The sequence below is a fragment of the Pseudomonas wadenswilerensis genome, from assembly GCF_024749185.1.
GTDB classification, from domain to species: domain Bacteria; phylum Pseudomonadota; class Gammaproteobacteria; order Pseudomonadales; family Pseudomonadaceae; genus Aquipseudomonas; species Aquipseudomonas wadenswilerensis.
Window position 1 is genome coordinate 4,255,954 of the sequence record NZ_CP087191.1, and the last position, 12,739, is coordinate 4,268,692.

At 53.1% G+C, this 12,739-nt stretch carries 10 protein-coding genes; all 10 read right to left on the bottom strand.

Annotation, left to right across the window (positions count from 1 at the left end; all coding sequences use genetic code 11):
* Positions 1-6: 6 nt before the first annotated feature.
* Positions 7-1,284, bottom strand: coding sequence for a lipopolysaccharide biosynthesis protein (locus LOY45_RS19530; RefSeq protein ID WP_258578211.1), 1,278 nt, complete (start codon positions 1,282-1,284; stop codon positions 7-9).
* Positions 1,281-2,372, bottom strand: a complete 1,092-nt coding sequence (locus tag LOY45_RS19535; protein WP_258578212.1) for a DegT/DnrJ/EryC1/StrS family aminotransferase — start codon at positions 2,370-2,372, stop codon at positions 1,281-1,283. Before LOY45_RS19535 ends, LOY45_RS19530 begins: the two co-directional genes overlap by 4 nt.
* Entirely contained in the window at positions 2,369-2,956 is a 588-nt protein-coding gene (locus LOY45_RS19540; RefSeq protein ID WP_258578213.1) for an acyltransferase, read from the bottom strand. Before LOY45_RS19540 ends, LOY45_RS19535 begins: the two co-directional genes overlap by 4 nt.
* A 15-nt stretch (positions 2,957-2,971) precedes the next feature.
* Positions 2,972-4,870, bottom strand: a complete 1,899-nt coding sequence (locus LOY45_RS19545; RefSeq protein WP_258578214.1) for an acyltransferase family protein — start codon at positions 4,868-4,870, stop codon at positions 2,972-2,974.
* A gap of 42 nt (positions 4,871-4,912) precedes the next feature.
* Entirely contained in the window at positions 4,913-5,863 is a 951-nt protein-coding gene (gene wbpB, locus LOY45_RS19550) for a UDP-N-acetyl-2-amino-2-deoxy-D-glucuronate oxidase (RefSeq protein WP_258578215.1), read from the bottom strand.
* A gap of 60 nt (positions 5,864-5,923) precedes the next feature.
* Positions 5,924-7,237 (bottom strand): UDP-N-acetyl-D-glucosamine 6-dehydrogenase, encoded by a 1,314-nt coding sequence (wbpA, locus tag LOY45_RS19555; protein WP_258578216.1) that lies wholly within the window; start codon positions 7,235-7,237, stop codon positions 5,924-5,926.
* A 205-nt stretch (positions 7,238-7,442) separates the two neighbouring features.
* A complete protein-coding gene (locus LOY45_RS19560) occupies positions 7,443-8,786 on the bottom strand; it encodes a Wzz/FepE/Etk N-terminal domain-containing protein (RefSeq protein WP_258578217.1) in 1,344 nt (447 codons plus the stop codon).
* A 173-nt stretch (positions 8,787-8,959) separates the two neighbouring features.
* A complete protein-coding gene (locus tag LOY45_RS19565; RefSeq protein ID WP_258578218.1) occupies positions 8,960-10,021 on the bottom strand; it encodes an LPS O-antigen chain length determinant protein WzzB in 1,062 nt (353 codons plus the stop codon).
* A 411-nt stretch (positions 10,022-10,432) separates the two neighbouring features.
* Positions 10,433-10,732 (bottom strand): integration host factor subunit beta, encoded by a 300-nt coding sequence (gene ihfB, locus LOY45_RS19570; RefSeq protein ID WP_258578219.1) that lies wholly within the window; start codon positions 10,730-10,732, stop codon positions 10,433-10,435.
* A gap of 246 nt (positions 10,733-10,978) precedes the next feature.
* Positions 10,979-12,655 carry a 30S ribosomal protein S1 gene (rpsA, locus tag LOY45_RS19575; RefSeq protein WP_115085827.1) on the bottom strand — a complete coding sequence of 559 codons (1,677 nt, stop codon included), beginning with the start codon at positions 12,653-12,655 and terminating at the stop codon, positions 10,979-10,981.
* Between the last annotated feature and the right edge of the window lie 84 nt (positions 12,656-12,739).

Here is a 12,739-nt window from a genome sequence, read left to right on the forward strand (position 1 = left end):
CATCCCTTAGCCGAATAAAATGCGCTCACCCCGAGCGAATCGGTACGTCATGAGGCCATTGACGATATACATGACACTATATCCAATACTAAACAGGACCAGCGCCAAGTGGACATCACCGTTATAACCACCAAGTGCGAGGGAAGAGCACACGACAAAAAACAGAAAGAACTGCCAGATCAAATCGGCACGTTGCTTGCCAGCAATAAAGAACATGCTACTCAACGGGCTGGTAATAAACTGAAAGAACAACATGGGCGTAAGAATTCTGGCGTACTCCCCAGAAACCGTCCATTGCGCACCAAACACCCAACCAAAGAAATCCGGGGCAATCAGGAAAAACACCAAGAACGGCACTACCGATATACACAGTAAACGCTTAAACGTTTTTCGATAGATATCCTTGCACTCGCCGTTACGCGAGTACTCTTCACTTGCCTGCTGCCTAAATACGTCACCAATCGCCCCTGCGACAATACTCATGGGCGCACCGATTACACGCTGGGTCAGCATGAAAAAACCTGCCACACCACTGCCAAAGAAAGTCCCTAACAGAAAAATCGGTGACTGGAACGATGCCATGTTAAAGCTATGCGCAAGTACCAAAAATTTTGGAAAATCCGAATGGCGTCTTGCCGCGGCCTTGATCCTTGGACCCGTCAACTGGGCAAAGGCTTTGCGATCGTTACGAAAAACCCCTTGCAGCAACATCAAGAAAGCAGAAACATGTCCGAATACTGCGCCGGCTATCAGCCCGAGCATGCCAAACCCGGCATACCCCAATGTCAGGTGTACCGCTGACATCCCGGAATTTTGCACTACCCGTGTGGAGGACATGCGTCGATAGTAAGCTCGTCGGTTACACCAGTAGTTAAGACTTTGATATGCTGCAGTTAGCATGACGCTGAGCGGAACCCAGTACAACCAGTGAGCATGTCCAGAGATATTGAACAGACGGGCAATAGGCTCATTAAATACACTGACTACGACCAACAACAATGCACTGATGCACAAACAACAAAGAAATGCGACTGCAACAATCGCAGCCGCATCGCGATCTCGCTTGGGGACCATAATCGCCAGTTCATAACGTCCGGTCGCCAACACCGCCAACACCGAGACAATTGCCATGTACAGCGCGAAAACCCCGAACTCCGCAGGGCTGTACAATCGGGTCAACAAGGGGCTGATTGCAACCGGAATCGCTTGGGCCAAGGTGGTGCCTGTCATTAATGTGATGACATTACGGGCAAACGCCCCCTTGGGTAAGAGTTTCGCGATCACACTTGAGCTTCCGCAAGCACATCAACAATCAGCGCTTGATCGGCACCTTTCAAATAGGGGTGCATTGGTAGACTCAGCACGGTTTCAGCCAGTTGATCCCCGATGGGAAGCACTACCTGATGATCGGCTACCGCCGGCTGACGGTTGAGAGGAATCGGGTAGTGCACCGCCGTTGGTACACCGCGCTCCTTCAGCTTTTTCTGCACCTTCTCGCGCTCTGCAACACAGACCGTGAACTGAGCAAACACACTCTTGTTATGTGCCGCGACAAATGGTAGCCCACTCAGCCCCACCCGCTTGAGCAAGTCCATATAGTTATCTGCCACTTGTTGGCGAAGCGCTATTTCTTCTTCAAAGATATCCAGCTTGGGTAGCAGAATTGCCGCCTGCATTGTGTCAAGACGACTGTTAACGCCGACACGAACATGGTGGTAACGACGATCCTGACCGTGACGGGCAATTTGCCGCAACACCGTGGCCAACTGTTCATCGTTGGTAAAAATTGCCCCGCCATCGCCGTAACAGCCCAGAGGTTTGCTCGGAAAGAAACTGGTGCAGGCCAAGGTGGTCAGATTGCACGAGCGGCGCCCGTTATACTCGGCACCAAAACTCTGGGCAGCATCTTCAATAACCGGTATTCCGTAACGCTCGGCAATCGCATTGATGGCATTAAAATCCGCGCACTGCCCGTACAACGATACCGGGATAATTGCTTTTGTTCGGGGGGTTATCGCGGCTTCAAGCAAAGCCGGGTCGAGATTGTAGGTGAGCGGATCAACATCGACATAGACAGGCTTCGCCCCCAATAGCGCAACAGTCTCGGCGGTCGCGATATAGGTAAAACCAGGGGTAATGACTTCATCGCCGGGACCGATACCTAGTGCCATTTGGGCAATTTGCAAAGCATCGGTACCATTGGCAACAGTAATACAGAATTTCGCGCCGACAAATGTCGCCAACCGCTGTTCAAGTTCGCTGACTTCAGGGCCAAGGATGTATTGACCGTGCGCAAGAACACGTTGAATCGCAGCATCCAGATTACTCTTAATCCGAAGTTGCTGAGCACTGAGATCGATGAATTCAATCACGATTTAACTTCCTTCTTGGTTACACAACCTGCAGCCAGTACATAATGAGCGCTGGAGTGAATGCAGGCCGCCTCGCCTTCCCCGCTCAGGGGTAACTCCAATTGCTCACCATATTCACTCATCCAGCCAATTTGACGAGCTGGAACACCGACCATCAATGCGTAGGCAGGCACATTTTTGTTCACTACCGCGCCGGCGCCGATAAACGCATATTCCCCGATTGTCACACCGCAGACGATCGTACAGTTGGCGCCGAGCGTGGCACCTCGACGCACCAAGGTATCGCGGTACTCACTTTTACGTTCAATCAACGAGCGCGGATTATATACGTTGGTAAACACCATGCTCGGGCCACAGAACACACCCTCTTCCAAGGTTACGTTGTCATACACCGAGACATTGTTTTGAATTTTGCAATGGTCACCGATGGAAACTTTATTACCGACGAATACGTTCTGCCCCAGGGAAACACCCTTTCCTATAATCGCCCCGGAACAAACATGAACAAAATGCCAAACCCTTGACCCCTCGCCAATTTGCGCACCTGGGTCGACGATTGCGCTTGGATGTTGAGTATGCAGCATGATGCTCCTCCGCGATCAGTGTTGCGGGAAAAGTAGTTTCGCCAGGACCGGTGCCGCGGCTTCGCCATATCGACGCGCGCCCCGTTCATTCAAGTGATGATTGTCCTGGTAGATGAGCATGCCATCCTCATAGGGGGCATGCTGAAAAAATGGCAGCGGGGAAAGATCCAGGAAATAGACATTGTCAATTCCCGACAGCCGCTCGGCGACCTTGCTGTTCCCCGCCTTCCAGGCTGCATTGAACTCCGGTGCCATGTGCATGCCCAGCACGGAAAAGCGCTGCATTCGTTGCACATTGACTTCAAACATAGGTACCTGACCCAGTACGATAACTCGCTTGCCTTGACTGGCAAGCGTCTTGACGAAGTCGGCAAGCGCTTGCAGGAACGCATCGCTTTGAGCCTGCCATTGCCACATGCCGGCAATGATGACCCTATCTGTCCGCGCAAGCATAGGCGCCAGCGCCTGACTTTGTGCCAGGCAATCCGCCCGGGAGTAGTCAGGTATGCGTTCGACGTCGAATCCCGGGATGGGCACACAATTGCTGGCAGAAATGACCTGCACCGCAAATTTCTGCTGCTTCCCGGCCGTATCGAAAAAGTAGTTCAGCTGAGCCGCATGGCTGTCCCCGAGCACAAGCGCAGCCACAGGCTGCTCCGGATCGCCTCGCCTGCATTGGCCAACCAGCTTACCATGGCATATCTCTTCGGCCGGCGCATAGCGGGTCAACTCCACAGGCAGCGGCCGCTGGATCTTTTCATTCACAGTGGGCGCGACGGCAAAGGCGACTAACAAGACCACAGCGACCAGCCCGCCAAGACGCCCCATGGAGCCGGGCTTGCGCATTGGCGTTTCGATCCAGTAGTAGGACGCACACGCCAGGGACACCGTGAGCAATGCAAATAACAGCATCGGCACCAGGCCCAATTCATAGCGGCCAGACCAATACCGAATGAATGCCAGAACCGGCCAATGCCATAGATAGAGAGAATAGGAAATCGCCCCAATCCACACCAAGGCCGGGTTGGACAACCCACTACCGATCCGGCTCTTGTTACCGACGATGATCAGCGCTGTCGCTAGACAGGGCAAAATTGCGAGCAGGCCGGGAAAATGTGCTGCATCGATCAAAAAAAAGCATGCAAGCAACAACAAGACGCCACACACGCTAGCGGCCTCTGCCCTCGCGCCCCGCCAGCTGCGCCCGATGGCGCTGGCGGCGAGCCAAGCACCGATAAGAAACTCAGGGACTCGGGCGAGTAATGCAAAGTAGACATGTCGCTGGTTATCGACCTCACCGAGCTGCCATTGGGCGTAGACCGTACAGGCGACAATGGCAACGAGCAATGCCGGGGGTACCCATCGCTTGGGCAGCACAAACAAAAGCAGCGGCAGCAGCAAATAAAATTGCATTTCTACGGCCAGCGACCAGGTATGCAGCAATGGCAACTCATGGGCCGCCGGAGCAAAGTAGCTACCGAAATCAGAAAAATAGGAGTTGCTATGAAAAAGCAACGCCGACTGGAAACTGTCCTGAAAAAACTTAAAGTCCGACGGCACCAGGAGTACTGACGCCACCAGACAGGAGAACAGCAACGTCACCAGATAGGCCGGTACGATTCGTCGTATTCTTCCCAAATAGAAAGACCGCGAAAAGCCGCCTCCACCGCCTGTAACGATAGAGGTAATGATGAATCCGGAAATAACAAAAAATACGTCCACGCCTAAAAAACCAGCTGGCAGCCAGTTTTTGTTGACGTGGTAGAGGATCACCGCGAGAACGGCGATGGCGCGAAGACCTTGAATATCGGTGCGATACCCGGCCGACGGCTCTCCCTTGATCGAATGCAGTGTGTGAGCCACTTCTTTATTTAATAATTTTACATTCACAACACGTGACTCAAGCGCAGGCATCAGCAACCTGGGCAGCGCTTTACGCCGCCCAGCCTTTTCAATTCAAATGCTCAAACGAGCCAGAACCGGATGCCCTTCTCCTGGTGCAGCCGACACAACAGGAGCCGACCGAATGTACTCAACCGTTTCCACACAGTGCCTGGCATCTTCAATACCATAGCCACGCCCCGCCAGAATCTCCTGGTAACTGACAGTATGCAGATCGGTAAAGCCTTCCGAAAACTCCATTTCCTTACCGTTTACGGTAATCGAGCGATAGGTAGGTTTCTTACCTTTCACTGAATCAGGAAGATCATTGGCGTCGATGGACAGGAACCACCGGACACGGGCTTTCTCGTATTCCAGAAAACCGGCAGCCTTATAGTTGTCGGCATAATGCACAACATTGCGCTGAAGCTTGCCGAAGACAAAGTGCAGCATATCGTAAAAGTGCACACCGATATTGGTTGCTACACCGAAGGACTTTCGCGGATCGCCCTTCCAGCTCTCCATGTACCACTTGCCACGTGAAGTGATATAGGTCAGCTCGACTTCGTATTTCTCTTCCCGCTGCTCTTCGGCCACTTTGGCCTTTAGGTCGAGAATCGCCTGATGGTGACGCAGCTGAAGAATATTGTAGACACGTTTACCGGTCTCTTTCTCGATCTGTGCCAGTTCGTCAAGCACTTCTCGGTTAGGGACCAGCGGCTTTTCGCAAATTACATCACAGCCCAGGCGCAGGCCTGCTGCTATATGGGCGTGATGAAGATAGTTAGGCGAGCACACCGCTACATAATCCAGCGCTGTCGCAGACTGCCGTTTCAGTCGATAAGCATGTTCCTGAAAACGCTCGAATTCGGTAAAGAACTCACTGTCAGGAGAAATGCTGTCAATTACCCCAACAGAGTCATTGATATCATAGGCAGAAACCAGAACGTTGCCAGTATCTTTGATAGCGCGCATATGCCGCGGCGCGATATAGCCTGCGGCACCGATCAGAGCAAATTTTTTCATCTAACGACCTTTCATAATCGAAGCCGGAAGACACTCTGTCTTCCGGCGAAATCAGTTAAATTATGCTTTGATAATATTCGCCGCAGCTGCGCGATACTTTCCACGACTGTCAACGATCAACTTAGCGGAAGACTTGATCAGCTCATAATCAAACTTGTCATGGTCCGTCGCGAGCACAATGGCGTCAAAACCAGCAAGATTCTCAGCGGTCAATGGCTCGCTGCTCAGCGCGAAGTGATGTTCGCGCATGGTCGGGAATACTGGTACGTGGGGATCGCTGTAAGCTACGACGCAGCCTTTGGCTTCGAGCAACTCCATGATTTCCACCGATGGCGACTCACGCATGTCATCGACGTTCTTCTTGTAGGCGATACCCAGGACCAGAACCTTGCTGCCCTTCAAGGCTTTGCCATGCTCGTTGAGACCGTCCATCAGTTTGCCTACAACGTATTCCGGCATTGCCTGGTTTACTTCACCGGACAGCTCGATGAAACGCGTGTGCAGACCGTATTCACGGGCTTTCCAGGTCAGGTAGAACGGGTCGATCGGGATACAGTGGCCACCCAGGCCCGGCCCTGGGTAGTAAGCGGTGAAGCCAAAGGGTTTGGTCGCTGCGGCATCCACCACTTCAAAAATATCGATCCCCATCCGGTCAGCAACGATTTTCATCTCGTTGACCAGGCCGATGTTCACGGCGCGGTGGATGTTCTCGAGCAGCTTGGTCATCTCTGCAGCTTTGGTCGAGCTGACAGGAACCACTTTATCGATGGCTTGCTCGTACAGCGCAACACCGACTTCCAGACACGCGGCAGTGTCGCCACCGATGATTTTAGGAATAGTCCGGGTTTCGAAATTAGGGTTGCCCGGATCTTCACGCTCAGGCGAATAGACCAGGAAAATGTTCTCACCGACGACCAGGCCTCCTTCCTGCACCCGCGGCAGCAATTCTTCCTCAGTGGTACCCGGGTAGGTGGTGCTCTCCAAGGAGATGACCTGACCCGCTCGCATATAGGGCTTGAGCGCATCGGTGGTATTGATCACGAAACTCATGTCCGGCTCGCGATACTTGTTCAGCGGGGTCGGCACACAGAGAATCAGTGCATCACACTCTGTGGCGCGTGAGAAATCCGTAGTTGCCTCGAAGCCACTTTCACGGGCAGCCGCGATTTTGCTGGCCGGAATATGCTCGATGTAACTTTCACCTTTGTTCAGGCGGGCAACTTTACTATCGTCGATATCGATACCCAGCACGCTGAAACCGATAGCATTATAGCGAAGCATCAGCGGCAAGCCGACATAGCCAAGTCCCACGATCCCAACCAGAGCTTTTCGGCTTTTAAACTTCTCTATGCTGGCCTGCTTCTGCAACGACATCCCTAATACTCCAACTTAATAATCGTAAAAACGAGTCAAATTCCACACGTCATTTATGGTGAGACAAGGACCGCGCCAAACATAGAGCCCTGACCGTCAGCGCGTCACCATTACCTGGTCGCAGCTGCCCACGCCATACATGGATCGCATCATATCGCTCCTTGCTCCCGACGGCCACTGACTTTGCCCTCCCTCCCGGGGATACCTAGACTTTGGCCGGCAGCACAACCGGTGCAATGCCGGGCTTGTCGAGCGAGTCCAACCGGGTCACCCCCGAATGAACAAATGAATGGCTCCGAGCCATCAAGTGGCGAATTGACACTATCAGTACACCCGCCGCCAGACCAAGCAATAGGCCGAGAATCACAACCAACCCCTTTTTGGGCTTAATCGGAGCAACAGGCTCAACAGCTTGTCGATCAACAACCGCTAATTTCAAACGGGCCAGGTCGATATCCAGACTCTTGAGGCGAACCATCTCTCTATTCATTGCCTCGGTGTCCTTCAAAAAATCGTCCTCGCCTCGACGACTTTTCAGCACCTCGACCTCACGGTTGCTGCGCAGCAACTGCAATTCTTTGTTTATCTGCGCAATACGCGGCTCAGCAAAGTCGTCCGACACCCGGCGCAAGAGTGCCTTTTTCTCTGCTTCCAGCGCATCACTACCCATAAAGTAAAGGGGCGTAGTCTGATTGGTAACTTCGGTGCGCAGGACATTGACTGCCGCCCCCGACTCAGACGCACCCAGTGCGGAAGGCGTGGTCGGTCGCTTAATACCCAATGAACTTGCGATCTGAATGGCTTCGGACAATTCCGCGATACGGTCCGCACGGCGCGCCTTCAATTGCGCGCGAAGGGCCTTGAGCTCATCCACCAACTGGGCATGCTTGATGCTATCGGCCTCAAGCAGCCTGGCAATTCTGGAGTTCTTGTCGATTTGATATACCGCGCGCGACGCAGAAAGTTTATCTTCTAGCTCCTTGATTCGATTGCGGACAATAACTTCCATATCCGCCTCAATCTCAGCCCGCTCCTGGCTAATAGCATATCCAACCAGGCCGTTGACGATGGAAACACCATCGACCCCCTGCGGGTAGGTCAATTGCAGCTCGATTTTTGGCGACAATGCATCGGACTTCTTGGGATCAGGCAAGACCAAAAGCACATCACGATTAAATCGCTGAAAACTTTGCTCGGCAGTCAAGCCAGGCATTTGATAGTAAGTCATCAGCGCAGGATTGCTCTGAAAAAAACCAAGACGAACTTCGTAAGAGTTCAGTGCACCTGCAACTTCTAATAACGCTTCTTGCGGTGTCAGGCTGTAAAGATTCGTGCGATTGAGCGCATCCAGCTCATTCAGCGCAGCGGGCCGAAGCACAGAGTTGACCGAATAAGTGGGGGTAGACAAATACGCGTAAGCAGCCGCAACCAAAGCAAACATGAACCCACAAACAACGAGGATGTTCTTCTGCCTCCAGATATCTTTTGCGAGTGCAACGAGATCTATTTCACTGAAATGAGCTGCGGGGAGCTGGTTGAGCGTGGTCAAGGTTAGCCTGCCTTCTATAAGAAATGCGGGCTCGCTGGAGAAATCGGCTTGGGGGAGTCTGTTCCCGGTGGGGCAATAGCCCCACCATCAGCCTTGCCTGGCCATCGAGCGCCAGGCATTTTGCCACTAAATTACCACTTCACCAAGGGCAACCCATTCAGGCTGCTTCCCTTTCATGTACCGACTGTCGCCTCACGCGAGCGGCGCCCCAGCAAATAGCCAAACATTGCTATCAACACACCCACCACCAAGCCCAGGGCCGCCCCACCCGCAACAGCCATCACGCGCTTGGGCTTGACAGGAATATCAGGCTGACTGGTTGGCCCGTCGAAGCGAAAGACCGATACAGCCTCCGAATCGACCTCCAGATACTTGTAAAAATCGTACTTTGACTGAAGATCCCTCAAACTGTGAATGAAGGGATCATCCGATTTGCGCTCCTTAAGATTGCGAATCTCAGCCTCAAGTGCGTTGGTGCCGCGCATATAAGTCAGCTCACCATCCATGCCAGCCGATACTTCGCTCGACAGGTTCCCACTGATCAGAGGCGGTTTGTGAAGACCAATCGCCTGCGCAACTGCAAGCGCCTCATTCAACTGGATGATCAAGTCTTCGCGGACCTTCCTGCCCGTTTCGCGCAACATGTTGATCTGCCGACTGAGGTTCCGCGCAAGCACCTCCGCCTCACGCTCGACGTTGCTGATCAGCTCAGCCTTGGCCTGTGCCCCGGCTTGCTCGATAAACAACGATGCCCATCGGGCCGCCAATGCGGGATCACTACTCTGCACCTGCACCGAATATCGATCAGGTACACTTTTGTCAATCAGGGTAATCTGCAGCGTACGCGAGAAATCACGGTACAAGTCGGCTTCCGAGCGCTGCTTGCTTTTAGCATCCAGCGAAGGGAGGTACTGCTCTTCGAAAAAGCGACGGCGCAACGTTTCCGAGCGAAGATTGCGCAGAAAAACATCATAAACAGCAGAAATATTGAACGGTGCCAATCCGGATTCACTGGTACGCCCGTAGTTCAGTTCGGCAATACCATTCTGGGTCGGCGGAATCACCACGCCCTTGGCTTCGTAAATGGGAGTCACCAAAATGGCATAAGCAACACCACAGGCGCCCCCTAGCAACATCATGCTAACAATCAGCACTTTTTTTAACCATAGCCAATGCGCCAGATCAAAAAGGTCAATATCACCCTCTCGTGCAACTCGGTCAGATCTACTCTGCATTTAATCATCGGCCTTTTTCAGTTTAGCGGTCGTTATTGTTATTTGATTGAAGATGGCATTCTATGCGATTACAGAGCAACTACGAACCGGCTCCCATCAAGTTAAGAACTCTCCTACGCGCCCCCATTACTGACAGCCAACGCCAGGGCTTCGACACCAGCATCCGACCTGCTACCGCCTAATTACTCGACTGCCGAGCACCAACAAGGGCCCAACCGATAACCCAAGTACCAAGGCCACAAGCACAAACACCGACAAAGGCATCGAAGGTAACGTCAACCCAAGAAAAGCCAAGGTCGCCGGCTGCTGATTCTCCAAAACAAATATCAATACTGCCGCCACAAGCAGTAAAAAAAATACGACCAGAATCAACTGCTTGAAGTTCCGCACGGTGACTCCCTTTTATCCGAATTAATGTTCGTCCAGCCCTTCTTCCTCATTCACCCGATCCCGCAATTCCTTGCCTGGCTTGAAGTGTGGCACAAACTTGCCATCCAGGCTGACGGACTGACCGGTTTTCGGGTTGCGGCCTACGCGGGGGGCGCGGTAATGCAGGGAGAAGCTGCCGAAGCCGCGGATTTCAATGCGGTCGCCAGTAGCCAGGCATTGGGACATCTGCTCAAGCATGGTCTTGATGGCCAGCTCGACATCCTTGGATGAGAGCAGCCCTTGATGGGTGACAATACGTTCGATCAGCTCCGACTTCGTCATATTTTTCCCTTCTTTATCAAGCAGCTAGATCATTGCTTCGTTGTTTTTAGCACGACCTGAGGGATTTGAACAGGGCGGTTCTTGACTTAATCGGATTCTCAAAAAATGGGCGTAGGACAAATGTATAGTGGCGCTTTACCACTGCCCCCGGCAAAGCGCGCTGGCACAAGGGTTCCAGCCGCAACAAGAAATCGCAGGCACAAAAAAGGGCGACCGAAGTCGCCCTTTTTTAAACACCAGCAGAACTTAGTTCTGTTTGGCCATTGCCTGACGCAGCAGCGCAGCCATGGTGGTGTCAGCAGCTTCCGCAGGAGCTTCTTTCAGGCTCTGGATAGCTTCTTTCTCTTCAGCGTCGTCTTTCGACTTGATCGACAGCTGGATGACGCGCGATTTGCGGTCAACGCTGATGATCTTCGCTTCGATCTCTTCGCCTTCTTTCAGGACGTTACGCGCGTCTTCAACGCGGTCACGGCTGATTTCAGAAGCTTTCAGAGTGGCTTCGATGTCGTCGGCCAGGGTGATGATGGCGCCTTTGGCGTCAACTTCTTTTACAACACCCTTAACGATTGCACCCTTGTCGTTAGCAGCAACGTACTCGGAGAACGGATCGCTTTCCAGCTGCTTGATACCCAGGGAGATGCGCTCGCGCTCTGGGTCAACAGACAGGATGACGGTGTCCAGCTCGTCGCCCTTCTTGAAGCGACGTACGGCTTCTTCGCCGACTTCGTTCCAGGAGATGTCCGACAGGTGAACCAGGCCGTCGATGCCGCCATCCAGACCAATGAAGATACCGAAATCGGTGATCGACTTGATGGTGCCGGAGATCTTGTCGCCCTTGTTGAACTGGCCAGAGAAGTCTTCCCATGGGTTGGACTTGCACTGTTTGATGCCCAGGGAGATACGACGACGCTCTTCGTCGATGTCCAGAACCATGACTTCCACTTCGTCGCCGACTTGTACGACTTTCGAAGGGTGGATGTTCTTGTTGGTCCAGTCCATTTCGGAAACGTGTACCAGGCCTTCCACGCCTTCTTCCAGCTCTGCGAAGCAGCCGTAGTCGGTCAGGTTGGTAACACGCGCCATGACGCGGGTGCTTTCTGGGTAACGAGCCTTGATAGCAACCCATGGGTCTTCACCCAGTTGCTTCAGACCCAGGGATACACGGTTACGCTCGCGATCGTACTTCAGAACCTTGACATCGATCTCGTCGCCAACGTTGACGATTTCCGATGGGTGCTTGATACGCTTCCAAGCCATGTCGGTGATGTGCAGCAGACCATCAACGCCGCCCAGGTCAACGAATGCGCCGTAGTCGGTGAGGTTCTTGACGATACCTTTGACTTGCTGGCCTTCCTGCAGGGATTCCAGCAGAGCTTCGCGCTCGGCGCTGTTCTCGGCTTCCAGGACGCTGCGACGGGAAACGACAACGTTGTTGCGCTTCTGGTCCAGTTTGATGACCTTGAATTCCAGCTCTTTGCCTTCCAGGTGGGTGGTGTCGCGCACTGGGCGGACATCAACCAGGGAACCAGGCAGGAACGCACGGATACCGTTAACGTCGACAGTGAAGCCGCCTTTAACCTTACCGTTGATAACGCCCTTGACCACTTCTTCGGCGGCGAAAGCTGCTTCCAGAACAATCCAGCACTCGGCGCGCTTGGCTTTTTCACGGGACAGTTTGGTTTCGCCAAAGCCGTCTTCGACCGCGTCCAGCGCAACGTGAACTTCGTCACCGACCTTGATGGTCAGCTCGCCAGCTTCGTTGTAGAACTGCTCGAGCGGGATGACGCCCTCGGACTTCAGGCCAGCATGTACGGTAACCCAGTCGCCGTCGATGTCGACAACGATACCGGTGATGATCGCACCCGGCTGAAGATTGAGGGTTTTCAGGCTTTCTTCAAAGAGTTCTGCAAAGCTTTCGCTCATTTTAATTCCTGTAGATTAGGGCGGGACATACGCCCATCAGCCACATTCCAGACAATGTGGGTTTCGTTCATATAAAGGAAAGCC

Coding starts and splice junctions, on each gene's coding strand:
- LOY45_RS19540 (WP_258578213.1), bottom strand. CDS start 2,956: ATGCTGCATACTCAACATCCAAGCGCAATCGTCGACCCAGGTGCGCAA.
- LOY45_RS19545 (WP_258578214.1), bottom strand. CDS start 4,870: ATGCCTGCGCTTGAGTCACGTGTTGTGAATGTAAAATTATTAAATAAA.
- wbpB (WP_258578215.1), bottom strand. CDS start 5,863: ATGAAAAAATTTGCTCTGATCGGTGCCGCAGGCTATATCGCGCCGCGG.
- wbpA (WP_258578216.1), bottom strand. CDS start 7,237: ATGTCGTTGCAGAAGCAGGCCAGCATAGAGAAGTTTAAAAGCCGAAAA.
- LOY45_RS19565 (WP_258578218.1), bottom strand. CDS start 10,021: ATGCAGAGTAGATCTGACCGAGTTGCACGAGAGGGTGATATTGACCTT.
- ihfB (WP_258578219.1), bottom strand. CDS start 10,732: ATGACGAAGTCGGAGCTGATCGAACGTATTGTCACCCATCAAGGGCTG.
- rpsA (WP_115085827.1), bottom strand. CDS start 12,655: ATGAGCGAAAGCTTTGCAGAACTCTTTGAAGAAAGCCTGAAAACCCTC.